Source organism: Nocardia sp. NPDC060255 (assembly GCF_042727395.1).
Classification (GTDB): domain Bacteria; phylum Actinomycetota; class Actinomycetes; order Mycobacteriales; family Mycobacteriaceae; genus Nocardia.
On record NZ_JBHXAU010000040.1, the window covers coordinates 32,071 to 57,934 of the forward strand.

The window sequence follows — 25,864 nt, forward strand, 5'->3', positions numbered from 1 at the left end:
TTTCCGTTTGAATATTAACCGGACGGGGTTGGATATAGTACTGCCGTGGACCATAGCACCGTCGCCCTGGAGGAGTTGGCCAGGCTTGTGCGCAGGGCGTCGCAGGAACTCGACCGGGCGATCGCGACCAGCCTCGGCGAGAATTCCGTCGTGCGCTGGCACGCCCTGGCCGCGGTGGTGGACGGTGTCGGCCACCCGATGTCGCGCCTCGCCGAGGCGACGCTGCTCACCGGGGCCAACCTGACCCGATTGATCGACGGGATGATCGCCGACAACCTGGTGCACCGCAAAGTCGACGACACCGATCGGCGCCGGGTGCTGGTGTTCCCGACCCGCCGCGGGTTGCAGGCCTACCAGGCGATGAACCGGGCCGTCGGCGCGAGCGGTCTCGACGCGCTCGCCCTGGGCAGCACGCGATTGGCCAAGTCGCTGGCCACCATGGTCGATCAACTGCACACCGAGCCCGCTACCACGTAACTCGCCGCGGTCGTTACCACGGAACCCGCCGCCGCGCATCGATACCTGGCGAGTCGGGGAATTCCCTGATGGCGCGCTGGCCAGAACGCGGTAAGACTGGTGTGCATGACTTCGCAAGCTTTGGGTGCCGACACCGCCGATGTGGCGGTTCCGGCCGATGTCGCGGCCCGCGCTATCGACCTGACGAAGGTCTACGGGTCGGGAGATACGCAGGTCCGGGCGTTGGACGGGGTGTCGGCCGAGTTCGCGAAGGGGGAATTCACGGCGATCATGGGGCCCTCCGGCTCCGGCAAGTCGACGCTGATGCACTGCCTGGCCGGACTGGACAGCGCGAGCACCGGCACCGTCCGGATCGGCGACACCGACCTGGCCGGGCTCTCGGACAAGCAGATGACGCGGCTGCGGCGGGACCGGATCGGCTTCGTCTTCCAGGCGTTCAACCTGGTGCCGACGCTGACGGCGCTGGAGAACATCACCTTGCCGCTGGACATCGCCGGCCGCAAACCGGACCAGGAGTGGCTGGATACCGTGCTGAAGCGGCTCGGCCTCAACGATCGGCTCACCCATCGGCCCAGCGAGTTGTCCGGCGGGCAGCAGCAGCGGGTGGCCTGCGCGCGGGCGCTGGCGGGCAAGCCGGAGATCATCTTCGGCGACGAGCCGACCGGCAACCTGGACTCGAAGGCCTCCGAGGAGGTGCTGTCGATCCTGCGCGCCGCGGTGGACGAGTTCGGGCAGACCGTGGTGATCGTCACACACGAGCCGCATGCCGCCGGGTTCGCCGACCGGGTGGTGTTCCTGGCCGACGGCCGGATCGTCAACGAAATGCGTGATCCGACTTCGGATACCGTGCTCGACCGGATGAAGGCGCTGGAGCAAGCCTGATGAGCGGTTCTCCGATGCGGAAGGTTGCGCTACGCAACCTAGCCGCACATAAGGTTCGGCTTGCACTCACCTTGCTATCGGTGGTGCTCGGTACCGCGTTCATCGCTGGCTCGTTCGTGTTCACCGACACGCTGCAGCGCACCTTCGACGGCATCTTCGCCGGCCAGGCGAAGGGGGTCGACGTGCGCGTGAGTCCCAAAGAGCGCCAGGCGCAAGGGGTTCCGAACAACATCGTCGACGAACTGCAGAAGTATCCCGGGGTGCGGGCGATCGCGCCGAGCGTGAACGGCACCTTGGTGTTACTGACGCCGGATGGGAAGAAGGCGATCCAGACCGGTGGTGCGCCCACCTTCGGCCAGTCGTATCTGCCGCCGGATCAGGCGGTCGCCGAGCCGAACAAGTTCGTCCAGGGCGTGCCGCCCGCGAAAGCCGGTGAGATCGCGCTGAATATCGGCGGCGCCGACCGCGCCGGGTTGAAGATCGGCGATCACACCAAGGTGATGATCCCGTCGCAGGGCAATCCCATCGACGTGACACTGACCGGCATCTACCAGGTGCCTTCTGACACCGGCGGATTCATCGGCGTGCTGTTCGACGACGCGCAGGCCCGCAAGCTGTTCACCGACGGATTGCACGTGGCATATGTCGATATCGCGGCCACCGGCATACCCGGTGATCAACTGCGCGACAACCTCATCAAGGACCTGCCGAACTACAAGGTGCAGAACGGCGATCAGGTGCGCGCGGACCTGAAGAAGGAAGTCTCCAACGCGCTCAACTTCATCAACTACTTCCTGCTCGCGTTCGGCGCGATCGCGCTGATCGTCGGCACGTTCATCATCTACAACACCTTCTCGATGATCGTCGCGCAGCGACTACGTGAACTGGCCTTGCTCCGCGCGGTCGGGGCGAGCAGACAGCAGGTCGGGCGGTCCGTGGTCGCGGAGGCGTTCGTCATCGGATTGGTCGGCAGCGCACTGGGATTGGCCGCAGGCGTCGGTTTGGCCTTCGGGTTGTCCGCGGTGCTCAACGCGTTCGATCTCGGGCTGCCCACCGGGACGTTGGCGGTGCTGCCGCGCACCATCGTGGTCGGATTGCTGGTCGGCCTGGCCGTCACGGTACTCAGTGCCTACGCACCCGCCCGGCGGGCGGCCAAGATTCCACCCGTCGAGGCGATGCGCGAGGAATTCGCCTCGGCCGGTGACTCTTTGCGAGTCCGGACGCTGGTCGGTGTGGTGCTCGCGGTGGCCGGTGTGGTGCTCGTCTACGTCGGTGCCCAATCCACCGGCGGTAACGCGGCTTTGACCGTCGGCATCGGTGCGCTCGCGCTGATTCTCGCGGTACTGCTTGCCGCGCCCGCACTTTCGCGGCCGGTGGTCGGTGGACTCGGCGTCCTGATCCGCCCGTTCGGCCCGATCGGGCGGATGGCCCGCAACAATGCCGCCCGAAACCCGCGTCGTACCGCCGCAACGGCTTTCGCGCTCACCCTCGGGCTGATGCTGGTGACCGCGATCGGCATGCTCGGCGCTTCGGCGAAGGCGAGTGTCGGGGTCCTGGTCGACAAGGGCGTGAAGTCCGAATATGTGCTGGCCGGACAGCAATTCGTCGGGGTGCCGTTCGGTGCCGCCGATGCGGTTCGCAAGTCGGTGCCCGGCGTGGCCGACGTGGTCGGGATCCGCGGCGTCGGCTTCAAACTGGGCGACGACCAGATCGGTGGTACCTCGCCGGACGGGCGGCTCGATCAGGCCCTGAATTACGAAATATTGCGCGGCAGTGCGACTCTCGGCGATCGGGACATCTTGGTGTCCGAGGACGAGGCGGACAAGCGCGGCTGGCGGGTCGGCCAGGAGGTCTCGCCGACCAGCTTCGACGGCAAGAAGGTGCCGCTCACCGTCACCGGCATCTACCGCAAGACGCCGCTGCTCGGCGCGCTGGTGGTGTCGCCGGTTGTGTACAAGGAGGTGGTGCCGGTCAACTTCCAGAGCAACGTCGTCGTGCTGGTCACCGCCAAGCCCGGTGCGAATCTGACCGAGATGCGCAGCGATCTGGAGAAAGCGGTCGAGCCGTTCCCGGTGGTCCAGGTGGAGGACCGGGAGGAATTCAAAGGCGCGCAAGGTAAGCAGATCAACACCCTGCTGGCCATCCTCTACGGTCTGCTCGCGTTGGCGGTGGTGATCGCCATTCTCGGCATCGTCAACACCTTGGCGCTGTCGGTGGTGGAGCGGCGGCGCGAGATCGGCATGTTGCGCGCGGTCGGGATGCAACGCTCCCAGGTGCGCCGAACCATCTATCTGGAGTCCATGCTCATCGCCGTCTTCGGCGCGATTATCGGCATGCTGCTCGGGCTGGGGCTCGGCGTCGGGTTCCTGCGAACACTGCGTGATCTCGGCCTCGATCAGATCGCCATCCCCTGGTCGCAGCTGGTGCTGGTCTTGGTGAGCTCTGCCGTGGTCGGTGTGCTGGCCGCGCTCTGGCCCGCGGTCCGCGCGGCCCGAACGCCACCCTTGGCGGCGATCGCCGACCTGTAGTCAACCGCTGTCCGGCGGGCCCCGATTCGTCGGGGCCCGCCGTTGGTGTTTTCGTGGCATCGGTGTAATCGACTGGCCCGCACCAGGTCCGGAGCCCGACCGCGGTCGTGGGGTCTGTCTGGTCACCCCTGGTGAAGTTGTCCGGCAGGTGGTGTTAAGTTAAACGGAGGATATAGCTCCACTTAATTGCCGGGATCGGCCTGGTGCAACGGAGAAGGAGGCCGCGGGCAATGGTGGCTGTTGGTCTTGGCGGGCCGGGTGCCGGGCTCGAGCTCGCGCCGGGTGGGATCGTCGAGCGGATGCGGGCGGCGGTGCACGGCCGCGGCGGCGAGGCGGCTGGGCAGTTGGTGCTGATCACCGTGCTCTATCTCGGGTATCGCGTCGGCCGGATGGTCACCGCCGACGACACGGTGCGCGCGTTCGGCAACGCCCGTCGCATGCTCGGCCTGGAGGATCGGCTCTGGTTACCCGAGGAGACGACGTTGCAGTCGGTCTTCGTGCAGCACAACTCCTTCGCGCTGCCCGCCAATTTCTATTACGCCACCGCGCATTTCACCGTCGCGGTGGCGGTCCTGCTGTGGCTGTGGGTGTTTCGGCCCGAGCACTATCGATGGACGCGGAACCTGATGGTGGCGTTGACCGCCGCCGCGCTCCTCGTGCACGTGCTGATGCCGCTCGCGCCGCCGCGCATGCTGCCGGAGTACGGCTTCGTCGATCTGGCGGCCGTGCACGGCCAATCCGTCTACGGCTCGGCCGAATCCGGCGGGCTGTCCAATCAATTCGCCGCCATGCCTTCGCTGCACGTCGGCTGGGCGCTGCTGCTCGCCTTCGCGGTCGTCGCGGCGACCCGGACACCGTGGCGCTGGCTGGCTCTGGCCCATCCGGTGCTGACCACCCTGGTGGTCGTCGGCACCGGCAACCACTACTGGCTCGACATCATCGTTGCGATCGGGTTGCTGGCCGTGGCGGCGTTGCTCCACCCGAAGCTCGTCCCGACCTCGGCGACCGCGTGGGGCATCATGGGGCCCGTCACGGCAAAACCGCTTGTGACCAGCTGAAAACTTGTCGCTCGGCCGACCATCGAACCCGGCTCACACCCGTGACCTCTGTCGTACGATCTCCTGAGCTGTCCGGTTAGCCCGTTCAGATAGGAGCCCGATGGAATTCCTCACCACGCTCTCCACCTTGCTCGGTATCGCTCTGCAGTTGATCAACCTGGTCTCCGCCATCTCCAGCCTGTCCGGCTGATCGTTGCGCCGGCGCGGCACACCTCAGCTATGGCTCGTGTTGGCGTTGGCCCAGGTTTGCAGGTCGCCACGGTCCAAGGCTACGGCGAGCAGGGCGGGGAACTTGTCGGGAGTGCAGGCGAAGGCCGGGACGCCGAGGGCGGCCAGGGCGGCGGCGTTGTCGTGGTCGAAGGCAGGTGCGCCCTCGTCGGAGAGGGCGAGCAGGACGACCACCTGGACGCCGGATTCCTTCATGGCGTTGACCCGGCGCAGCATCTCGTCGCGGACGCCACCCTCGTAGAGGTCGGAGATGAGCACGAACAGGGAGTCGGTGGGGCGGGTGATCAGGGTCTGCGAGTAGGCGATGGCCCGGTTGATGTCGGTGCCGCCGCCGAGCTGGGTGCCGAACAGGACGTCGACGGGGTCGTCGAGTTTGTCGGTGAGATCGACGATTTCGGTGTCGAAGACGACGAGCGAGGTCTTCAGCGAGCGCATGGAGGCGAGGACGGCGCCGAAGACAGAGGCGTAGACCACGCTGGCGGCCATCGAGCCGGATTGATCGATGGCGAGCACGACGTCGCGCTGCACCGCTTGGGCTTTGCGGCCGTAGCCGACCAGCCGCTCGGGCACCACGGTGCGATGCTCGGGCAGGTAGTTGGCCAGATTCTTGCGGATGGTGCGGTCCCAGTCGATGTCGCGCAGCCGCGGGCGGGAGACGCGCGCGGCCCGGTTCAACGCGCCGGAGACGGCGGCCACGGTGTGCGCGGCGATGCGCTGTTCGATCTCGCGCACCACCTTCTGCACCACCATCCGCGCGGTGGCCTTGGTGGTTTCGGGCATCACCCGATTCAGGCTCAGCAGGGTGCCGACCAGGTGCACGTCGGGCTCGACCGCCTCGAGCAGTTCCGGCTCCAGCAGCAGTTGAGTGAGGTTCAGCCGCTGCACCGCGTCGCGCTGCATCACTTCGACGACGGTCGAGGGAAAGTAATTGCGGATGTCGCCGAGCCAGCGCGCCACCCGAGGCGCGGATCCTTGCAGCCCGCCCGCACGCTTGCCGGAGGTCTTCTCGTCGTCGTTGTACAACGCCGAGAGCGCCCGGTCCATCGCGACGTCGTCGGCCTCGCCGAGTCCGCCGAGCCCCTCCTCGGCGGCGGAGCCGAGCACCAAACGCCAACGCCGCGCCTGTGTTTCATCGACAGCGTTCATCGCATCCCCTGAGTGTCGGTCGAACTGTGGGTCGCGGCATCGTCATACCGACACCCCCAAGATTTCCGCGGCGGCGCGCAGGGCGATGGTGCCGCGCGCGACGTCGAAACCTCCGTCGTCCGCGCTGGTTCGGAGGGCGGAGGCGCCGCCGTCACGCACCGCCCGGCCGATGGCGCGGCGCTCGCCCGACTCGAAGGCGCCGAATGTTCGGCGCAGCAGGGGGAGTGTCTCGACGAACTGGTCTTCGCGCAGTGCGCGCAGCCAATCGTCGATGAGGCGCAACAACTCTCGGTCGTGCACCAGCAGCAGCCCGCGGCCGCCGAGGAAACCGTCGACCCAGGCGGCCTTCGCGGCGGCGGTATTGCCGACCGACAGCGCGGCGGAAAGCCGACGGGCGGAATCGGTCTCGTCGATGATCCCCGCGTCGCAGAGCAGCCGGACGGCGCGGCCGACGAGCGCGCCGTGCACGTCGTCGCGATCGGCGAGCTTGCCGAGCGCACCGAGCCATTCGCCGGTGGCCCAGCCGTCGTCGCGGGTGTGGATGGCGGTGTGCGCCGCGTCGAGCATGCCGCGCAACTCGGTGGCCGCGCCGGTGTCCAGGCCGGTGACGGCGCCGGGCAGGCCCGCGCACACGCGCACCAGCAGGCCGTCGGCGACGTGTGCGAGCGCCTTGGTGTCGGTGCCGCGGACGTCGCCGTAGCGCAGCGTCCTGATCAGGCCGGGCAGCGCGGCGAGCAGGTGGGTGATGTCGTGGTCCAGCGCGGCGGCCGATTCCAGCCGGGCGATCAACCCGTCGGTGGCGCCGCCGAGATCGGCGAGCAGCGCGACCTCCAGTGCGGCGGCGAGATCGCCGACGGTGCTGTCCTCGCGGCTCGCCGTGTCCAGGATCTTCGCCTCGGCGGCGGTGCCGATGGTGGTGCCCCAGCGGGAGGCCTCGATGATCGAGATGGCGTACTCCGGTCGCCATTCCAGCGTCCAGGTCTCCCGGAAGGTGCCCGTGCTGCGCACCTCGCTGGTGGTGAGCGTGCCCCAGGGAATGTCGAGCACGCGCAGCCGGTGCAGCAGGCGGGAGCGCTCGACCTCACGTTCCTTGCGCAGGTCGAGGTCGAGGACCCGGGACAGCGGCTCCTGTTTCATCCGCAGCGTGCGGATCCGGGCGCGCAGGTCGGCATCGAGCGGGACGGTCGGCGTGCCCTCGGGCACGGTGCCCAGCGCCTCGCCGACGACGAGTTCGTTGACGACCAGCCGCAGCATGGTCTCGTCACCCGCGCACATCACCGCGCGAGTGGCCTCGGTGACCTCGGACAACCCGGCCAGCGGGCGATCGCGCATGGCCGCGAGAGCATCGGCGAGGCGGACGGCCTCGATGATGTGCGCGCTCGACACCGGCAGATCGTGCGCGCGCAGCACCCCGGCCACCTTGGTGAGCCAGCGCACGATCGGCCGCTCGGTCTCGGTGAACAGGTGGTGGTACCAGCCGGGGGAGGTGATCCCCGCGCCGTATCCGGAGATGGTGGACAGCCGCGAGTGCGTCCACGGCACCCAGGTCAGCGTGGCCTTCGTCTTCGGAAGTCCTTTCAGCAGCCGGGTATCCGCGGCGGCGGGCCCGAGCTTGCCCGCGAGCGCGGGCGCGTGCCAGGCCCCGCACACCACCGCCAGGCGGACCGCCCCATCCTTCAGCGCCTTGCGCATGGTCTGCCGCATGTACGCCTCGCGCCGCAGCGTGTGCGCGTCGATGCGGACGGGCTCGAGCCGGATCGGTTCCAGCGGGAGGACGTCGGAGGTTGCCTCGGCGACCGAATTGGTGCCTGCTACCCGCGCGTCGTCGTCCGGCCGCAGGTCGATCGTCGCCTCCCGATCGGGCGAATCATCTTCGCCGGCCTCGTATTCGACCACCGCGCCCTGGTCGTCCAGCATGGCGTCGATCGGCTCGAGCTCGATCGCCTCCTGCTCGGCGGATTCGCGCAGCGCACCCATCGCCTCGGTGATCGCATCGAAAGCTGTTGCGTCGGGGGCGGATTCGACGACCGCATCCCACCACCGCTCGGCATCGTCGTACCCGCCCGCGGCGGCGAGCTCGGTCAACGGGTCGAACCGATCGCCGGGCTCCTCCTCGGCGGCGAGCACCATGGTGGCGGGCAGGTCGCAGAACCGAACGGGCACACCGTATTCGGCGGCGTACCGCAGCGCCTGCCACTCCGGCGAGAACACCGCGTACGGCCAGAACGCGGCCTTCGCCGGCGCGTCGGGCACATAGGCCAGCAGCGCGACCGGCGGCCTCATGCCCTCGGCCGCGACATACCCGACCAGCGGATCGGCGTCCGCGGGTCCCTCGATCAGGATGGTGTCGGGCCGAAAGGCCTCCAGTGCCAACCGAAGTGACCGCGCCGACCCCGGACCGTGATGGCGGATGCCGAACACGCGGGTCTGCGGGCCGCCAGGCTCCGAGTCGCGGTCGGCCGCGCCGTGCTGCGCCTGCGTCATGGTGTCACCCCCTGCTCGTCTGCCTGCCGACTCCGCCGTTCACCCGGAGACCTCGCGGCACGCCCGGTAGAAGTCCGACCACTCCGGGCGTTCGCGCACAACGGCTTCCAGGTACTCGGTCCACACGACGGCATCGGCGACCGGGTCCTTGATCACCGAACCGAGCACGGCGCCCGCGATATCGGCGGCCCGCAGCACGCCGTCGCCGAAGTGGACGGACAGGGCGATCCCGTTGGTGATCACCGAGATGGCCTCGGCGGTGGACAGGGTGCCGGAGGGCGATTTGAGCTTGGTGCGGCCGTCGGCGGTGATGCCGGAACGCAATTCGCGGAAGACGCGCACCACCCGGCGCACCTCCTCGGCCGCGGCGGGCACCTTCGGCAGTTCCAGCGAGGCGCCGAGCTGTTCGACGCGGCGGCTGACGATGGCGACCTCCTCGTCCTCGCTGGCAGGCAGCGGCAGCACCACGGTGTTGAAGCGGCGGCGCAGCGCGGAGGACAGCTCGTTCACGCCGCGGTCGCGGTCGTTGGCGGTGGCGATGACGTTGAAGCCCTTGGCCGCCTGCACCTCGGTGCCGAGTTCGGGCACCGGCAGCGTCTTCTCGGACAGCACGGTGATCAGCGCGTCCTGCACATCGGACGGGATGCGGGTGAGTTCCTCGATCCTGGCGATCGACCCGGCGCGCATCGCGGTCATCACCGGCGACGGCACCAGCGCGCCCTCGCTCGGGCCCTCGGCGAGCAGCCGCGCGTAGTTCCAGCCGTACCGGATCGCCTCCTCCGCCGTCCCCGACGTGCCCTGCACCAGCAGCGTCGATTCCCCGCAGATGGCGGCCGAAAGATGTTCCGACACCCAGGTTTTGGCGGTGCCCGGCACGCCGAGCAGCAGCAGCGCCCGGTCGGTGGCGAGCGTCGCGACGGCCACCTCCATCAGCCTGCGCGGACCGACGTACTTCGGGCTGATCACGGTGCCGTCGTCGAGCGTGCCGCCGAGCAGGTAGGTGACCACCGCCCACGGGGACAGCCGCCAAGACGGCGGGCGCGGGCGTTCGTCGGCGGCCACCAAGGCGCGCAGTTCGTCGGCGTAGGCCTGTTCGGCGTGCGGACGCAGCAGGTCGGGCGTCACGTCGGTAGTGGTCACTGCAACTCCTCGAGCATCATCGAGCGGTGGTTGAGGTCGTGTGCGAGCTGATCGAAGGCTCGCTCCCAGGTGGGATCGCCGCAGCGGCGAGCCACCACGGCGGCGGCGCTCGCGGCGGTCACGGGTAGGTGTACCGACGCCGCGGACAGCAGCGACCGGTGCGCGTTGGGGGTATTGCCGTGCGCTTCCGGGCGGCGGGCCGCCGCCCGGGCCCGCTCGAACAGCAGCAGGATCAGGTGCTGCGCCAGCGGTTCCGGCCACGGATGTCCCATCGCGGGCAGCAGCGCCTCGATCTCGGAGAGCCAGGAGCCGTCCAGGTCGAGCAGGTGGCGGGTGCGGTCGGCCATCGGCAGCAGCGCGAACAGCTCGCGCCTGCGCAGCATGGCGACGTCGGTCGGCACGCCGGCGTCGAACAGTGCCCGCGCCCACGTCGAATCCTGCTGCGCCAGTGCGGCATCCACCCAGCCGTCGAAGATCGGCTGCCGGAAGCGATCGTCGATGCCCGCCTTGACCGCCTTGTCCGGCGCGCCGAGCACGCTCGCCCAGTGACCGAGCGGTGTCGCCGCGACCAGCTGGCGCAGCCTGCCAGCGGTGACGTCGGGTGCGCCGCCCCATCGATAGGTGAATTCGACGCTGCGATCGGTGATGCCGTCGCGATGCGCGGGCGGATCCAGCGTATCGGGCAGGGCGACAACGAGTTCGGTGTGCCGCAGCCGATGCTCGATGCGGACCCACTCGCTGGCTCGCCGCGTCATGCGGTGCGCGAACGCCGAATCGGGCAGCAGTGTCAGCAGACCGGCGGCGGTCCGCCGGACATCGGAGCGCCGATCGTCCAGCCCGGCTTCCAGCAGCGGCTCGTCGGCCCGCGAAATCCCGTCGGCGAGTAGGGCGAGCAGCTCGGCCTTCAACGGACCGGATTCCTTAGGCCAAGCCGTGGCGAGCGTTTCCCGGGCCGCGTCGGCATCCCGGCGGCGCAGTTCGGCCAGCCAACCCCGGCGCTCGGGCGGCTGCCCGAACTGCCACACCTCCTCGGTGGGTGCCGTTGCGGGCTGCCGGCGCACCAGGTTTCGCCATTCCGGATGCCGGCTCGCCAGCCAGCGCCCTCGGGTGCCTGCCAGGCTCAGCAGCGGCTCGCGCAGCTCGGCGTTGCTCTTCGCCTGGTCGAGCAGCTGCCCGCACAGCGCGTCGGGCGCGCGATAGTCGTATGGCGTTGCCGCGGTGAACCATTCGGGCAGAAACGGGGACCGCTCCTGCAGCATCCGCGCGAGGCGACCGGCCGCGCTGTGCGGCAGCAGTCGTCGAGTGTCGTCCTCGGCGGGTTCGGGCAGCTTCGCGGTGGCCGCGCGCACCCCGCCGCGCGCGAAAACGTCTTGGAGCGCGGCGGATTCGAGCAGGCGCAGCGCCGGGTCGGCGGGTAGTCGGCCGGCGGCGTCGGCCACCGGCGCGGCGAGCCGGGTGAGGTCGGGGGCCCGGCGCGCGGTGCCGAGCAGCGCGACGGAGGTCAGGTCGGCCGCGTTCGAGGTCGGCGTCGTAAGGGTATTCGGCGCGCTGCGGCCGACCGGATCGAGTCGGGCCAGATCGATCACCTCACCGGCGGTGAACACCGAGACCGGCACCAAGCCCTCGATGGTCCAGTCGGCGGTGATCGTCACCGGATGACCGCCGGACACGCCGAGTAGCCGCCACGGCTGTTCGGTGGGCGCCACCGGCAGCGCGGTGCCGTCGGATTCGGCGATGTACCAACCGCTTTCGGTGTGCACCGGCACCACGTCGACGAGCAGCACCGGCCACCCGCGCAGCCACGGATCGTCGCCGAGCGCCGCGGCATGGTCGGCGAGCGCGGCGGCCACCGTGCCCGGCCGGTCCGGATCGGCCGGCAGCGTCGTGAAAGGTTCTGCGGCACCGTGCCGTTCACCCCACAGCGCACGCAGCGGCGCGGCGCCGGGGTAGTAGTGCAGGTCCGCGTCGGCCAGCAGGCCGAGCGTCGGCACGTCGGCGGGGAAGCCCGGCGTCCCGAACGAGTGGTCGACCACCAGCGCCCAGCGCCGAGACTCGCGCCCGTACAACCACGTTCGCCGGGTGTAGAGGCGCTCGTCCTCGGTGATCCGCACACCGAGGACCATCCACCGATCCCGCACCGCGGGCTCGGTGCGCACCGCCTCGGCGGGATTCGGATAACCGACATGGCTTCGGATGCTGGCGCGCAGCTCGGGCGTCAGCTGGTCCAGCCTGCGGTGCGCGGTGATGAGCAGGTGCAGCCGTGCGTATTCGCGCAGCACGACCTCCGGCCAGTCGGCCCTGGTCACCACGGCGGTCGGCAGCTGGCGCAGGGTCGAGGCGACGCCGGGGGCCTGCGCGTCGACCATCCGTGCGGCGATCGTCTCGAACGCCCGGAACGATCGGTCGGTCTGCGCGAGACCCGTGCGCACCTGATCGCCGAGCCAGACATCGAGTTCGGCCAATCCCGCGGTGACCCGCACCCGCCGCTGCTCCGCGGTCGCCGGATTCGCGGTGCGGGTGGCGGCCTCCGCCGTGGGCTTGGCGGCCTTGGCGATCCGGCCGTCGATCCAGCTCCCCGCGAAGTCGGCGATCCCGGGCGCCGCCTCGACCCGGCCCGCCGCCCACTCCAGCAACAGCGACAGCGCGTGCTTGCACGGGAACTTGCGGCTCGGACAGGAGCACTTGTACGCGGGCCCGGACAGGTCGACGATCGTCTGATACGGCTTGGCGCCGCTGCCCTGACACAGTCCCCACAGCGCGGTGTCGTGCTGCCCGGTACCGCGCCAGCGGCTCGCGAGTTTCCGCGCGGCCGACAGCGAGCTCGCGTCCGGCGCGAGCGCCGTGACCTGGTCCTCGCTCCAGCGCGTCATGTCTTCCCCCGTTCGTCGGTTGACCGGATTTCTACACCGGGCCACCGACAAGTGCGGACCCGGCCGGGGTGTCCGGCACGGAAATTGCTGTGGCGTCCCGGGTTTCGATGCCGAAAACCTCTTGCGTACATGGGTATTCTCTGGCATTCTGTCCTGTTCGGCTCGACCGAACCATCCATATCGGGTGATACACCGACGAGCTGCCCGCCGGGGCTGGCGAGGGGTGGACATCGAGGCGCGGCCCCAGCCGTTTCGATGGCCATATCCATCCCCGCGCGGGCAGATTCGCATCGGGGCCGGAGGATTTCCTCCGGTGGGCGAATTCGACGCGATCGGGTAGCGTTTCGCACAGCTTCGACAGTGGCGCCGCGCACCGGGTCGGAGGACGTGTAGCGGCTCGGTGGTGGAGGGGGTCCAACCAAATTGCGTCCCGACGCCGATCCGGTGCCGCGGTTGACCGAGGTGGTAACCCGCAGGCTCGCTGCGGATCCCGCGGTGACACCGTCGGTCGCACGCACCGTCCTGCGCGCCCTCGGCGGCACCGAGAACGATGATCGGGCAACCGAATTCGACGACGGCGGGATCTTCCTGCGCGCCATCCGGGTCCGCGGCTTCCGCGGCATCGGTCCGCAGGCCGAGCTGCAACTGCCGCCCGGCCCCGGCCTCACCCTGGTCGTCGGGCGTAACGGCAGCGGCAAATCCAGTTTCGCCGAGGCCGCCGAGCTGGTGTTCACCGGCGGAAATCGCCGCTGGGACGGTCGATCCGCGGCCTGGCGGGAGGGCTGGCGCAACCTGCACGACGGCGGCACCGCCCGCATCGAGGTGGAGCTGCTCACCACCGGCAACAAGCCGCAGCTGACCATCGCCAAGGAATGGGCCGCCGACGCGGACCTGCCCGACGCGATCTGGACCGAACAGCACCCGCCCACCGCGCCAACCGAATTCGACATGGATCGCTGGGCGGGCCGGCTCGAGCTCTACCGCCCGTTCCTGTCCTACAGCGAGCTCGGCGCGCTGGTCGACGGCAAACCGAGCGACCTGTTCGACGCGCTGCACCAGCTGCTCGGCCTCGACGAACTGACCTTGGCGCAGGAGCGAATTCGGATGCGCCGCCTGGAACTGGAACGCGCCGTGCGGGATTCACGGCAGGAACGGCTCGAGCTGCTGGAGGCGCTGGAGACGGTGGCCGACGATCGTGCCGTGCGGGTGAACGGCCTGCTCCGCCCCGCCCAGCCCGACCTGGCCGCGGTCGGGCGTGAGGTGACCGGCACCTTCGACGATCCGGACGGCCCGGCGGGTCTGCGCGCGATCGTGCGGCTCACCCTGCCGACTGCCGCGGAGGTGGCCCAGGTGGCCACCAGGCTCGCGGACTGCGGTACGGCGCTGACCCGCGGCACCACCGCCGACGCCGAGGCCGACCTGCGCGTGCTGGAGTTGCTGCGCCGGGCTCGCGATCACCACCTGGCGAGCGGTACCTGCCCGTGCCCCGTGTGCGGTCGCGGCGACCTGGACGACACGTGGGCCCGCGCGGCCGACGCCTCGATCACCACCCTGGCCGCCAGGGTCGACGCGCTCACCACCGCACGCACCGAACTCGGCGCTGCGCTGCGCGCGGCGCGGTCGCTGCCGGATCTCATTCCGCCGGAACTGGATTTCGACCCGCGCAACCCGCCCTCGGTGGACACCTCCGCCGTCCGCCGCGCCTGGGCCGACTGGGCCGCGCTCACCGCCGCCGACTACAGCACCGACCTGCCGGACCGGCTGCGCGGCGCGCACGCGCGACTGGTCGACGAGCTGGATCTGGTGCAGCAGGGCACCCGCAAGGAACTCGACCGGCTCGACGAGGTGTGGACCCCGCTGGTGCCGCGCATCGCGAGCTGGCTGGAAGGCGCGCGCGAGGTCGCCGCGCACGCGGCCGAACTGCGCACCGTCAAGAAGGCCGAGGACTGGCTCAAGTCCGCCACCGCGGGCCTGCGCGGCGAACGGATGACGCCGCTGGAGACCACGGCGCGCTGGGTCTGGCAGACGCTGCGCCAGCAGAGCAACGTGGAACTCGGCTCGATCACCTTGCAGGGCAACGCCGGAACGGCCCGCCGGGTGCTGCTCGACGTCACCGTCGACGATGTGGACGGCGCCGCGCTAGGCGTGATGAGCCAGGGCGAGCTGCACGCGCTCGGGCTGTCGCTGTTCCTGCCGCGGGCCACGGTCGAGGAGAGCCCGTTCCGCTTCGTCATGATCGACGATCCGGTGCAGGCGATGGACCCGGCGAAGGTGGACGGGCTGGCCAGGGTGCTGGCCGCGGTCGCGTGGACCAGGCAGGTGGTCGTGTTCACCCACGACGAGCGCCTCGCCGAGGCGGTGCGCCGAATGCAGTTGGACGCCACCGTTTTAGAGGTGCAGCGCCGCGACCGCTCGGTGGTCGAGGTGCGGGTGTCCAGCGACCCGGTCCGCCGCTACCTCGACGACGCCCGCGCGCTGGTGCGCACCCCGCAGCTGCCGCAGGCCATCGCCGACGAGCTCGTCGCCACCTGCTGCCGTTCCGCGGTGGAGGCCGCGAGCCTCGGCCGGGCCAGGCGCACCCTGCTCGCCGACGGCATGAACCATCGGGAGGTGGAGCGCCACATCGATGCCGCGCAATCCACCAGGGCCAAGGTCGCGCTCGCGGTGATGGGCGTCGGCGGCAAGGTCGACGATCTCAACAAGCATCTCGTCGCGCGCGAAGGGAAATGGGTGGTCGAGGCGCTGCGCGACGCGACGGCGGGCGCGCACGTGCCGATCGGGCGCAGCATGCGCGAATTGATCACCGAGACCGAACGATTCGTCGCGTGGCTCGGGAAATGACGACGCGATGGCGATGACGCAGCGCGGGCCGCGCCGCGGTCCGGACGGCGGGCGCGGTAACCAGCGCAGACCGGCGAAAGGCCCGCGGCGGCCGCGGCCGTCGGTGGCCGAGCGGCTCGATACGGTGGATCGGCTACTGGCCGGATCGGTGACCGATGCGGGCGGGCTGTGGTCCCGCGCCACCGCGTGGATTCTGCGAATCGCGTTGGAGCAGTGCGTGGATGAGCTGTGGGCGCGGCTGGCGCCCGCCTTGATGCGCTGCCCGATGCGGGCGCAACTGATCGCGCTGCGCACCTTCGCCGGACCCGAGGTGGCGGCGCAGGTCGCCGCGTTATGGGCCGCGTTGTCCAGGGCCGCGCACCACCACGACTACGAGCTCGCGCCGAGCGTCACCGATCTGCGCCGCTGGCGCGAACAGACCGTCGCGATCGCCAAGGCCTTGGCCGCCGTCGAGGCGCGCTGACCCCCCGGCCTGATCTTTGTTGCGGGCGGCGCGCAACAATCGAGGCATGAGTGGGACGCGGATGTGTCCGTGTGGCCGGGGCGAGGCCTTCGACGACTGCTGCGGGCCGGTGCTGAGCGGGAAGCGGGCGGCGGCGACCGCCGAAGCGTTGATGCGTTCGCGCTACACGGCTTTCGCGGTCGGGAACACCGACTATCTACGGCGAACGTGGCATCCGCGGACCAGGCCTGCGGAGTTGACGCTCGATCCGGACCAGCGGTGGTTGTTCCTGGAAATCCTGCGCACCGCCGACGGCGGGCTGTTCGACGAGACCGGGTTGGTCGAGTTCGTCGCGCACTACCGGGCGGACGGCACGCGCGGATCACTGCACGAGGTCAGCAGGTTCCGGCGCGCCGAGGGCGCCTGGGTCTACCTCGACGGTGAGATCGAAGCCTGAGTAACGTGACCCACTATGTCCCGTGTCGCGATCGAGTACTGCACCCAGTGCCGCTGGCTGCTGCGCGCGAGCTGGATGGCGCAGGAGCTGTTGACCACCTTCGCCACCGAACTCGGTGAGGTGGCACTGATTCCGGGGACGGGCGGCGTTTTCCGGATCACCGTCGACGCCGAGCAGATCTGGGAACGCAAGGCCGACGGCGGTTTTCCCGATATCACGGTGTTGAAGCAACGGGTGCGGGACCGGGTCGCGCCGGACCGTGATCTCGGCCACGCCGATCGCCGCGACTGAACCAGGTCCCGGTGGCATTCGGCCGCGTCGCGGCCCGGCTCAGCTGCAGCAGCCTCCGCCACAGCAGCCGCCACCGGCGGGACGCGCGGGCGGGCTCGGCGCAGGCGCCGCGTTACCCCGGCTGACCGTGGCAAACGTGGTCAGCAGCTTGACTGTGTCGGCATGGCCGCTCGGGCAGGACGCCGGATCCGACGACTCCGCCATCGGGCGGTTCATCTCGAAAGTGTCCCCGCAGCTGCGGCACCGATAGTTGTAACTCGGCATCGGTCAAGCGTACCGCCGGGATCTCATAATGGTGCGTCGCGTTCCCAGGTCGTCAGCATGGACGTACTCTCGAAGAAGAGATCACGAGGTGCGGGGCCCGCTGGAGCAAACCAGCAGCACACCGGTGGGGCCCTGGCAGGAGGTGTAGGCATGACCACTCAGTTCGAAACGGAAGTGAGCGGCTTCGAGCCTGTCGCCAGCACGACCTCGGGCGAGGTGCGCGGCCGCTGGGACGGGCCGGTGGCGGTGTGGCGCAGCATTCCTTATGCGGCGGCAGCGAGCGGGGTCAATCGGTTCATGCCGCCGCTGCCCGCACCCGAATGGGACGGGACCAGGGATTGCGCCACCTTCGGTGATATCGCACCGCAGACCATGGGCAACATGGTTCCCGTCGACTCCGACCTGCGGATGGGCGAAGACTGCCTCTGGCTGAATGTCTGGTCGCCGCGGCGCGACGTCGGCGACCTGGTGCACACCTTCGAGACGGGCGAACCGCGTCCGGTGCTGGTCTGGCTGCACGGCGGCGCCTACTGCCTCGGCACCGCGGCGCAGGGCATCTACGACGGACGCAAACTGGCCGAGACCGGCGACGTCGTGGTGGTCACCGTGAACTATCGGCTCGGCGCGCTGGGTTTCCTCGATCTGTCCTCGCTGCCGGGTCCGTTCACCCCGAATCTGGGGCTGCACGACCAGATCGCCGCGCTGGAATGGGTGCGCGACAATATCGCCGCGTTCGGCGGCGACCCGGGCAATGTCACTTTGTTCGGCGAATCCTCCGGCGCCGGTTGTGTCACCGCGCTGCTGACCTCGCCGCGCGCGTCCGGGCTGTTCCACAAGGCCATCGCGGAGAGCCCGCCCGCGACCACCGTCTTCGGTCAGGAGCGCGCGGCCGGGGTGGCGCGGCGCTTCCTCGAACTGCTGGAACTGCCCGCGCACCGGGCCATCGAGCTACTCGACTGGCCGATCGAGAAGATCGTCGAGGTCGCAGGCATCCTGCTGGACGAGATCCCGTTGAAGGAGCCGGGCCGGTTGGCGGCGGCGCCGGTGGTGGACGGCGATCTGCTGCCGACCTATCCGATCGATCGATTCCAGCACGGGCGCTCGCACCGGGTGCCGTTGATGATCGGCACCAACAAGGACGAGGCGTCGCTGTTCCGGGTGTTCCGCTCGCCGATCATGCCGGTGACCCCGGACGCGGTGAACGCGATGCTCAGCGATGTGGCGGCCAGCCACCCGGAGCTGTCGCACGAGCGGATCGCCGAAATCACCTCCGCCTACCCGGATCTGGACAAGACGCGCGGCGCGCTGGCCATGTCCGGCGACGCCGCGTTCCGGATGCCCGCGCACTGGGTGGCCGACGCGCACGCGCAGCACTCACCGACCTGGATGTACCGCTTCGATCATGCGACGCCGATGCTGCGGGCGGCTCGGGTCGGCGCGGGCCACGCCACCGAATTGCCGTACGTGTTCGGCAATTTCGGCTCGTTCAACCATGATCCGACGTTCTGGCTCGGCGGGCGCAAGGTGGCCATGGAGGTGTCCGGCCGAATGATGCGGCGCTGGTTGGCCTTTGCCACGCACGGCGTCCCCGCCGCGCTGGACGGCTCGAAACACTGGCCGCCGTACCGCCCGTCGACCCGCACCACCCTGGTGATCGACACCGTCGACCGCGTGGTCGACGATCCGGACGCGGACCTGCACACCGCGTGGGGTGAGCAAGCGGTCGGCTTCAGCTGATCGGTTCCCTTGGCCCGCAACGAGTTCGGCGGGCGAGCTGCGGTGCGGTCAGACGGCGGTGGGTTCGGGCGTGCGCGCCCGGCGGCCGAGACGGACCGGCATCTGCTCATATCCGTGCAGCGTGAACAACTTCCGCCGCCGCGGTGGCCCGTCCAATTGCAAATCAGGGAATCGGTCGAACAGCGCCTGCAGCGCGTAGACGCCTTCCATCCTGGCCAGGCTGGCGCCGAGGCAGACGTGCACGCCGGTGCTGAACGACAAGTGCTCCTTGGCATTGGCGCGGCCGACGTCGAAGCGGTTCGGCTCGGCGAACACCGCGGGATCGCGGTTCGCGCCGGCCAGCGACAGCACGACGGTATCGCCCGCGCGCAGCTGGATGCCGTCGATTTCCACGTCGCACAACGCCGTGCGCGCCGTCGTCTGGACCGGCGAGTCGAAGCGGAGCACCTCTTCGATGGCATTGGGCCACAGCTCGGGTTCGGCGCGCAGCCGCGCCAGCTGTTCCGGGTGCTCGAGCAGCTGGACCACACCGTTGCCGATCAGGTTGACCGTGGTCTCGAAGCCCGCGCCCATCAGCAGGCTCGCGGAGGCCTTGAGCGCGAACATGTCCAGCTCGCCCGCGCTGACCAGGGTGCTGAGGATGTCGTCGCCCGGGGTGCGGCGCAGCCGGGCGATGTGCGTGTCGAAGTACTCGTTCATCACCTCCATGGCCCGCAGCGCGCGCCGGTGCGCCCGCCAGGAGATGCCGACGTCGAGCAGTGGTGTCAGCTGGTCGCCCCAGTGCAGGAACCGCTCCTTGTCCGAGTCGGGGAAGCCGAGCATTTCCGAGATGATCGCGATCGGGACCTGCGCGGCGAACGCGGTGACCAGATCGGCGGATCCGCCGGACGGCAGCGCGTCGAGCAGTTCCGCGGTGACCGTCTCGACGCGGTCGCGCAGCCTGCCGATGGCGCGCGGGGTGAACGCGGAGGCGACCGGCTTGCGCATCCTCGTGTGCTCCGGCGGGTCGATCACCAGCATCGACGGCGGCTCCACCGGGTTCGGCGGCAGCGGGAAGTACTTGGCCAGCTTCTGGATCGGGGCAGGGGTATTGAAACTTTCGGTGCTGCGCACGCCGAATCGGTTGTCGCGCAGGATGGATCGGCACAGCTCGTGGTCGAAGCTCGCCCAGGCGATGGGCGTACGGATCAGCCTGCCCTCGCCGCGCAGCCGCTCGATGAGGGGATACGGATCGGCGAACCCGGTGGGCCCGCCCATCAGTTCGGCGAACGGCTCACCACGCCGGGCCTGCAGGCGCAGCACGAGCCGGGGCGCACCCTGGACGGATAACCAGCGGAACCAATACTGCGGCTTCATCATTCACCAACTCCGTCGTTTGTGAGATACCTCCACCGTACGGACCCCGGCCAGAATGTGGAACGTCCTCCAGTCGGACTTCCGCCTATACCGTGGTAGGAGAGATCAGGTGCGCTGGGCGGTGACCCGCTCGGATTCGATGCGCCGCTCGCGCTGGGCCGGATCGGGGTTGACCACCTGGACCAGGGAGGCGCCTGCGGCGAGTATGGCGACGAAGCCGTCGATCAGTTCGGCGGGGGTGTCCCACGGGGTGCTCGACAGGACTCGGTCGCCCTCGGAAAACCCTTGGCGCATGGCCGATTTCTTCGCCTCGGCGAACACCTCCGCCACCGGCATGCCATCCAGTGCGGCGCCGGCACCGCCGGGCAGGAATTGATCGCCGTGCACCCGCACGGAGGTGGCGAAGTCGGTGACGCCGATCGGCAGGTCACGCACCGGTGTGCCCATCGCGTCCAGGGACAGCGCGGCGACCTCGGCGATGCCGTCGGCGTCGTCGATCCGGTCGGGGGTGACCAGGGCCAGTTCGGCGTCCTGGTCGGGGCGCAGCACCACCTCGGTGCCCGCCCACCAGCAGCCGAGCAGCACGGCGGCGGTCTGCCAGTGCGCGGGCAGCAGCACCGCGATCCGGGCGCCGGGGCTGAGGCCGAACTCGTCGCGGATCAGGTTGGCCGTCTTGGCCGCCCAGTTCGCCAGGGTCAGCCCGGACAGCTCGATCCGGGCGCCGGTGGCGTCGTCGTAGTAGGTGACGCGCGGATTCGCTGGTTCGCGCGCGAGAATCGGATCGAGCACCTGCTCGGTGAGGGTGAGCGCCTGGTCGAATTCACGCATGGTCTAGTTCACGCATTTCGGTCCGTTCTGGCCTGCGTCGATCGGTGGGGCGGGCGGGACTGGCGTCGCCGTGGCGCTCGACGTTCCGGAGAAGTCGAACATCCCCCCGGCCGCCGAGCCCGGACCAGAATAGTCGCTCGCCAGCACCACGCTCACCGAATCCGGCGACAGCGTCGTATCCGCGAGCACCGGCAGCCCGCCGAGCGCCTTGGCCACCGCCTTGGCCTTGGCGTCGGAGGTGTTCGCGGCGAGCACCCGGCTGCCGGTGACGCTGGGGCCGGCGTAGTTGCCGACCAAGCCCTCGTGGAAACCCTTACCGCTCAACGCCTGCGCTACCTGACCGGCCAGGCCGCCGATTCCGCTGGCGTTGTACACGCTGACGGTCACCTTGCCCGGATCCACTGCGGGCTCATCGGATTCGGCGGACTTCCCGTCGACCAGCGAGCCGACATACGACTTCACCGCCTTGGGATCGACCCGCACCACCGATTCGCCGCGATCGGTCATGTAGTTCAGATCGGTGACCGGAATGGTCTCGAATTTCACCTGCCCGCCCGAAAGGTCTTGCAGCTGTTGCAGAAACGCGAGCACGTCCCAGTTGTCGTCGAGCACCACCGTGCGCCCGACCGCGTCGCTGAGCTGCTTCATCTTTGCGGGATTGCCGAGCGTCTTCGCGTTGAGCACCTGCCCGACCAACTGCGCCATGAACACCTGCTGACGCACGATGCGATCGAGGTCACCGCGCGGCAGATTGTGCCGCTGCCGCACGAAGCTCAGCGCCGACGGGCCGTCGAGCCGCTGGCGGCCCGCCGGGAAGTCGGCGCCGGACATCCATTCGTCGACCGGGTTGTTCAGGCACACCTCGACCCCGCCGACCGCGTCGGTGAGCAGCACGAAGCCGAGCAGGCTCACCTCGGCGTAGTGGTCGACGCTGATGCCGGTGAGGTTGCCGACGGATTTGATCAGCGCCTGGCGGCCGGCCTGGGTGGACTGTTTGTCCGCGTCGGCCTCCGAGACGCCCTGGTTCATCAGCTTCAGTCGCTGGGTTTCCTTGGTCGCGCCGTACGCCGAGTTGATCTTGCCCTTGCCGAGATCGGGAATGTCCACGTAGGAGTCGCGGGGGATGGAGATGGCGGTCGCGGACCGGCCGTCGTTCGGTATCCGGATCAGCACGATGGTGTCGGTGTTGGTGCCGACCTCGTCGCCCGCGTGCAGCAGCGCGCGTTCCCGATCCGACAGCGGGTTGCCGTGCGCGTCGGTGCGGCTGTCGACACCGACCAACAGGATGTCCACGGCGCCGTCGCGCCCGCCGCCGAGGCCGAGGTTGCCGATCCGCTCGATATTGGAGATCAGGCTGTCGACGCTGTGCCAGGCGAAGCCGGTGATGACGAGCACCAGCACGGCGAGCACCGCGGCGAAGCCACGCAGCGGGCCACCCGCCGGTAAGAACGATTCAGCGCGGCGCGGCCGGGTCACCCGGGACCTCCTGCGCCGCAGCTACTTTGTGTCCTCTCGACAACTCGACATCCTTTCGACAAGCTCGGGGCCTCTTTCGACAGCACGGTCTGAGTGACCACCCCACCTTTCTGTATCCCCCGGCACCCATACGGCAAACCCGTGTTCGCGGTGGGCACCCGCCGCGGGCAACTGACTGAAGGCTAACGAATCGCGGCCCTGACGCCCGCAATCCGCAGGTGTGGCGGCGTGCCAGACTCGACCCCGTGACAGCTTCGACATCGTCCGCCGCCCGGCCCGCGCGCCTCGTCGTGACGGGAGCGGGCGGACAGCTCGGGCAGCAACTGATCCGGCTCGCGCCCGCTGCCCGGGCCTTCGGACGCCGCGACCTCGATATCACCGACGCGGCCGCGGTCGCCGCCGTGCTCGAACCGGGTGATGTGGTGATCAATTGCGCCGCCTTCACCGCGGTCGACCGGGCCGAGTCCGAGGTAGCGGCGGCTTTCGCAGGCAACGAGACCGGGCCTGCGGTGTTGGCCGCGGCTTGTGCGCGGGTCGAGGCCAGGCTTATTCAACTGTCCACCGACTATGTGTTCTCGGGTGTGCACGACCGTCCGTACGAGACCACCGATCCGACCGGGCCGGTCAATGTCTACGGGGAGTCCAAACTCGCTGGTGAGCAGGCTGTGCTGCAGCTCGCCCCACAGTCCCACGTGGTGCGTACCGCGTGGGTATATGCCGGGCGCGGAAGCGATTTCGTCGCCACCATGCTGCGGCTGGAACGGGAACGCGACACCGTGAACGTGGTCGATGATCAGCTCGGCGCACCCACCTACGCGGCGGATCTCGCGGCCGCGTTGCTGGAACTCGCGGATCGGCCGGACGCCCCACGACTGCTGCACGCTACCAATGCCGGGCAGGCCACCTGGTTCGATCTTGCGCGGGCGGTATTCGAGGGGGTGGGCGCCGATCCGGAGCGGGTCCGGCCGTGTGACTCGTCCGCTTTTCCGAGACCTGCACGGCGCCCGGCATATTCGGTGCTGTCGCACCGTGCCTGGGATGAAGCGGGGTTGACTCCGCTGCGCCAGTGGCAGGCGGCACTAGGGGACGCGCTGGCGAAGTTGTCCGACTAGGCTGTGCGGCCGTGAGCGATTCCGATTCGGCTTCCGCGGGCCTGGCCGTCGTTACGGTGACCTATTCACCGGGCGAGCACCTCGAGCACTTCATCACCACGCTGGCTGACGCCACCTCGGAGAAACCGCAGGTGATTCTCGCCGACAACGGGTCGACCGACGGCGTGCCCGAGCTGATCGCCGAGGCCAATTCGCACGTGCGGCTGCTGCGCACCGGCGGCAATATCGGCTACGGCGGCGCGATCAACCGGGCCGTCGCCGAGATCGATCCGGACATCGAGTTCGTGGTGATCGCCAATCCGGACATCCGCTGGGGCACCGACTCCATCGACAAGCTGCTCGAGGCGGCGAAGCGCTGGCCGCGGGCGGGCGCGCTCGGCCCGCTGGTGCTGGAACCGGACGGCAGCGTCTACCCCTCCGCCCGCCAGGTGCCGGGTCTGCTGGACGGCGCGGGCCACGCGATCCTCGGCACGGTGTGGAAGACGAACCCGTGGACCCGCCGCTACCGCCAGGAGAACGAGCAGATCTCCGAGCGCGTCGTCGGCTGGCTGTCCGGATCCTGCCTGCTGGTGCGGCGCGCGGCCTTCGACTCGATCGACGGTTTCGACTCGCGCTACTTCATGTACATGGAGGACGTCGACTTCGGCGACCGGATGGGCAAGGCGGGCTGGCACAACGTGTTCGTGCCGTCCGCCGAGGTCACCCACGCCAAGGGGCACGCCGCGGGACGGCACCCCGAGGTGATGCTGCCCGCGCACCACGCGAGCGCGTACCGATTCCAGGCCGACCGGCATCCGCACTGGTGGCAGCTGCCGTTGCGGCTCGCGTTGCGGGCCGGACTTGCGGTGCGCTCCCGGATTGCGGTTCGATCTGCGCTGCGTCAACAGGCGCAAGAAGCGGGTCACTGAGCGCGCGGCTGAGCGACAATGGGCGACGGGCCCGCACGTCTTCGGTGCGGCCCGGCGTGAACTGGCGTAGGCCGCGGGCCGATCGGCGCGCGCGCAACAATCGATCCACTGTGAACAGGGGACCTTGAATGGCAGGAAATGCAGGCACCGACGCCGTGATCCTGGTGGGTGGGCAGGGCACACGACTGCGCCCGCTCACCCTTTCGGCACCCAAGCCGATGCTGCCGACGGCCGGGTTACCGTTCCTCACGCATCTGCTCGCCCGCATCGCCGACGCCGGGATCACGCACGTCGTGCTCGGCACCTCGTTCAAGGCGGAGGTGTTCGAGGAGCACTTCGGTGACGGTGCCGAGCTCGGCCTCGACCTCGAGTACGTCACCGAGACCGAGCCGCTCGGCACCGGCGGCGGCATCCGCAACGTGCTGCCCAAGCTGCGCGCCGACACCGTGATGGTGTTCAACGGTGACGTGCTCGGCGGTACCGATCTCGGCGCGGTGCTGGATACGCACGAGTCGACGAACGCCGATGTCACGCTGCACCTGGTCCGGGTGAGCGACCCGCGGGCCTTCGGCTGCGTGCCGACCGACGAGAACGGCCGGGTCACCGCGTTCCTGGAGAAGACGCAGGATCCGCCGACCGATCAGATCAACGCGGGCTGCTACGTCTTCCGCCGCGAGTACATCGAGAAGATCCCGTCGGGCCGTCCGGTCTCGGTGGAACGCGAGGTGTTCCCGACGCTGCTGGCCGAGGGCGCGCGCGTGCAGGGGCACGTCGACTCGTCGTACTGGCGGGATATGGGCACCCCCGAGGACTTCGTCCGCGGCTCCGCCGACCTGGTCCGCGGCATCGCGCCCTCGCCCGCCCTGCCGGGTCAGCGCGGCGAATCGCTCGTCCATCCCGGCGCCGGTGTCGCGCCCGGCGCGCTGCTCATCGGCGGCACGGTGGTCGGCCGCGGGGCCGAGGTCGGCGCGGGCGCCCGCCTCGACGGCGCGGTCATCTTCGACGGCGCCATCATCGAGGCCGGTGCCACCGTCGAACGCTCGATCATCGGCTTCGGCGCCCGCATCGGGCCGCGGGCCCTGGTGCGCGACGGCGTCATCGGTGACGGCGCGCAGGTTGGCGCGCGCTGCGAACTACTACGCGGCGCGCGAGTCTGGCCCGGCGTGGAAATCCCGGACGGCGGCATCCGCTTCTCCACCGACGTCTGATCGAAGGTGTTGGGGGGGGGGCGAAGTTTAGGGTGTGGGGGGAGGCGGGAGGGGTTGTGTTGTGTTTGGTGAGGAGAGGGGGTTAGGTGGGGCGGGGGGGCGGGGGAGCGAAACGCGGGGTTGGCAAACGC

At 69.6% G+C, this 25,864-nt stretch carries 20 protein-coding genes; 12 read left to right on the plus strand and 8 right to left on the minus strand.

The genetic code is table 11. From position 1 onward, the window contains the following. Nucleotides 1–45 precede the first annotated feature (45 nt). From ACFWF1_RS41640 to ACFWF1_RS41655, 4 genes are all read left to right on the plus strand, one after another. Complete coding sequence (locus tag ACFWF1_RS41640) at nucleotides 46–477, plus strand: MarR family winged helix-turn-helix transcriptional regulator (RefSeq protein WP_379285670.1); 432 nt, start codon at nucleotides 46–48, stop codon at nucleotides 475–477. A 105-nt stretch (nucleotides 478–582) separates the two neighbouring features. After that, a complete protein-coding gene (locus ACFWF1_RS41645; RefSeq protein WP_379285669.1) occupies nucleotides 583–1,359 on the plus strand; it encodes an ABC transporter ATP-binding protein in 777 nt (258 codons plus the stop codon). Continuing rightward, nucleotides 1,359–3,887 carry an ABC transporter permease gene (locus ACFWF1_RS41650; protein WP_379285667.1) on the plus strand — a complete coding sequence of 843 codons (2,529 nt, stop codon included), beginning with the start codon at nucleotides 1,359–1,361 and terminating at the stop codon, nucleotides 3,885–3,887. The genes ACFWF1_RS41645 and ACFWF1_RS41650 overlap by 1 nt, the downstream gene beginning before the upstream one ends. A gap of 230 nt (nucleotides 3,888–4,117) precedes the next feature. Beyond that, nucleotides 4,118–4,945 (plus strand): phosphatase PAP2 family protein, encoded by an 828-nt coding sequence (locus tag ACFWF1_RS41655; protein ID WP_379285665.1) that lies wholly within the window; start codon nucleotides 4,118–4,120, stop codon nucleotides 4,943–4,945. A gap of 213 nt (nucleotides 4,946–5,158) precedes the next feature. On the opposite strand, the gene ACFWF1_RS41660 is transcribed toward ACFWF1_RS41655, so the two are convergent. From ACFWF1_RS41660 to ACFWF1_RS41675, 4 genes are read right to left on the minus strand one after another with little or no spacing between them, the layout of a single operon-like run. Beyond that, nucleotides 5,159–6,319 carry a VWA domain-containing protein gene (locus ACFWF1_RS41660; RefSeq protein WP_379285664.1) on the minus strand — a complete coding sequence of 387 codons (1,161 nt, stop codon included), beginning with the start codon at nucleotides 6,317–6,319 and terminating at the stop codon, nucleotides 5,159–5,161. Between the two features lie 42 nt (nucleotides 6,320–6,361). After that, the gene (locus tag ACFWF1_RS41665; protein WP_379285663.1) at nucleotides 6,362–8,803 is read right to left on the minus strand and encodes a DUF5682 family protein; all 2,442 of its coding nucleotides are present in this window, start codon (nucleotides 8,801–8,803) and stop codon (nucleotides 6,362–6,364) included. Nucleotides 8,804–8,842: 39 nt separating this feature from the next. Next, the gene (locus tag ACFWF1_RS41670; RefSeq protein ID WP_379285662.1) at nucleotides 8,843–9,943 is read right to left on the minus strand and encodes an AAA family ATPase; all 1,101 of its coding nucleotides are present in this window, start codon (nucleotides 9,941–9,943) and stop codon (nucleotides 8,843–8,845) included. Then, the gene (locus tag ACFWF1_RS41675; RefSeq protein WP_379285660.1) at nucleotides 9,940–12,813 is read right to left on the minus strand and encodes an SWIM zinc finger family protein; all 2,874 of its coding nucleotides are present in this window, start codon (nucleotides 12,811–12,813) and stop codon (nucleotides 9,940–9,942) included. The genes ACFWF1_RS41670 and ACFWF1_RS41675 overlap by 4 nt, the downstream gene beginning before the upstream one ends. Nucleotides 12,814–13,275: 462 nt before the next feature. On the opposite strand from ACFWF1_RS41675, the gene ACFWF1_RS41680 reads away from it, so the two are divergent. The 4 genes from ACFWF1_RS41680 to ACFWF1_RS41695 are packed head-to-tail and all read left to right on the plus strand — an operon-like array spanning nucleotide 13,276 to nucleotide 16,844. After that, on the plus strand, nucleotides 13,276–15,654 hold the full coding sequence (locus tag ACFWF1_RS41680; RefSeq protein ID WP_379322278.1) for an AAA family ATPase: 2,379 nt from the start codon (nucleotides 13,276–13,278) through the stop codon (nucleotides 15,652–15,654). A gap of 7 nt (nucleotides 15,655–15,661) precedes the next feature. Beyond that, nucleotides 15,662–16,117: a hypothetical protein gene (locus ACFWF1_RS41685; RefSeq protein WP_379285659.1), complete on the plus strand. Its 456-nt coding sequence runs from the start codon at nucleotides 15,662–15,664 to the stop codon at nucleotides 16,115–16,117. Nucleotides 16,118–16,163: 46 nt separating this feature from the next. Beyond that, complete coding sequence (locus ACFWF1_RS41690) at nucleotides 16,164–16,553, plus strand: YchJ family protein (protein ID WP_379285657.1); 390 nt, start codon at nucleotides 16,164–16,166, stop codon at nucleotides 16,551–16,553. 15 nt (nucleotides 16,554–16,568) lie between these two features. Then, the gene (locus ACFWF1_RS41695; RefSeq protein WP_357380867.1) at nucleotides 16,569–16,844 is read left to right on the plus strand and encodes a SelT/SelW/SelH family protein; all 276 of its coding nucleotides are present in this window, start codon (nucleotides 16,569–16,571) and stop codon (nucleotides 16,842–16,844) included. Between the two features lie 39 nt (nucleotides 16,845–16,883). On the opposite strand, the gene ACFWF1_RS41700 is transcribed toward ACFWF1_RS41695, so the two are convergent. After that, entirely contained in the window at nucleotides 16,884–17,108 is a 225-nt protein-coding gene (locus ACFWF1_RS41700) for a zinc ribbon domain-containing protein (RefSeq protein ID WP_379285656.1), read from the minus strand. Nucleotides 17,109–17,258: 150 nt separating this feature from the next. Between ACFWF1_RS41700 and ACFWF1_RS41705 the strand changes: the two genes are divergently transcribed. After that, on the plus strand, nucleotides 17,259–18,845 hold the full coding sequence (locus ACFWF1_RS41705) for a carboxylesterase/lipase family protein (protein WP_379285654.1): 1,587 nt from the start codon (nucleotides 17,259–17,261) through the stop codon (nucleotides 18,843–18,845). A gap of 48 nt (nucleotides 18,846–18,893) precedes the next feature. Here ACFWF1_RS41705 and ACFWF1_RS41710 read toward each other — a convergent pair whose 3' ends face one another. The 3 genes from ACFWF1_RS41710 to ACFWF1_RS41720 form a co-directional block, all read right to left on the minus strand. Further along, nucleotides 18,894–20,201, minus strand: coding sequence for a cytochrome P450 (locus tag ACFWF1_RS41710; protein WP_379285759.1), 1,308 nt, complete (start codon nucleotides 20,199–20,201; stop codon nucleotides 18,894–18,896). Between the two features lie 105 nt (nucleotides 20,202–20,306). Then, nucleotides 20,307–21,029: a TIGR03089 family protein gene (locus ACFWF1_RS41715; protein WP_379285653.1), complete on the minus strand. Its 723-nt coding sequence runs from the start codon at nucleotides 21,027–21,029 to the stop codon at nucleotides 20,307–20,309. Nucleotides 21,030–21,032: 3 nt separating this feature from the next. After that, nucleotides 21,033–22,457 (minus strand): LCP family protein, encoded by a 1,425-nt coding sequence (locus tag ACFWF1_RS41720; RefSeq protein WP_379285757.1) that lies wholly within the window; start codon nucleotides 22,455–22,457, stop codon nucleotides 21,033–21,035. A gap of 293 nt (nucleotides 22,458–22,750) precedes the next feature. Here ACFWF1_RS41720 and rfbD point away from each other — a divergent pair, with 293 nt between their 5' ends. From rfbD to ACFWF1_RS41735, 3 genes are all read left to right on the plus strand, one after another. Next, the gene (rfbD, locus tag ACFWF1_RS41725; protein ID WP_379285651.1) at nucleotides 22,751–23,617 is read left to right on the plus strand and encodes a dTDP-4-dehydrorhamnose reductase; all 867 of its coding nucleotides are present in this window, start codon (nucleotides 22,751–22,753) and stop codon (nucleotides 23,615–23,617) included. A gap of 11 nt (nucleotides 23,618–23,628) precedes the next feature. After that, nucleotides 23,629–24,525, plus strand: coding sequence for a glycosyltransferase family 2 protein (locus ACFWF1_RS41730; protein ID WP_379285650.1), 897 nt, complete (start codon nucleotides 23,629–23,631; stop codon nucleotides 24,523–24,525). Between the two features lie 128 nt (nucleotides 24,526–24,653). Further along, on the plus strand, nucleotides 24,654–25,733 hold the full coding sequence (locus ACFWF1_RS41735; RefSeq protein WP_379285648.1) for a sugar phosphate nucleotidyltransferase: 1,080 nt from the start codon (nucleotides 24,654–24,656) through the stop codon (nucleotides 25,731–25,733). The last annotated feature ends 131 nt before the right edge of the window (nucleotides 25,734–25,864 follow it).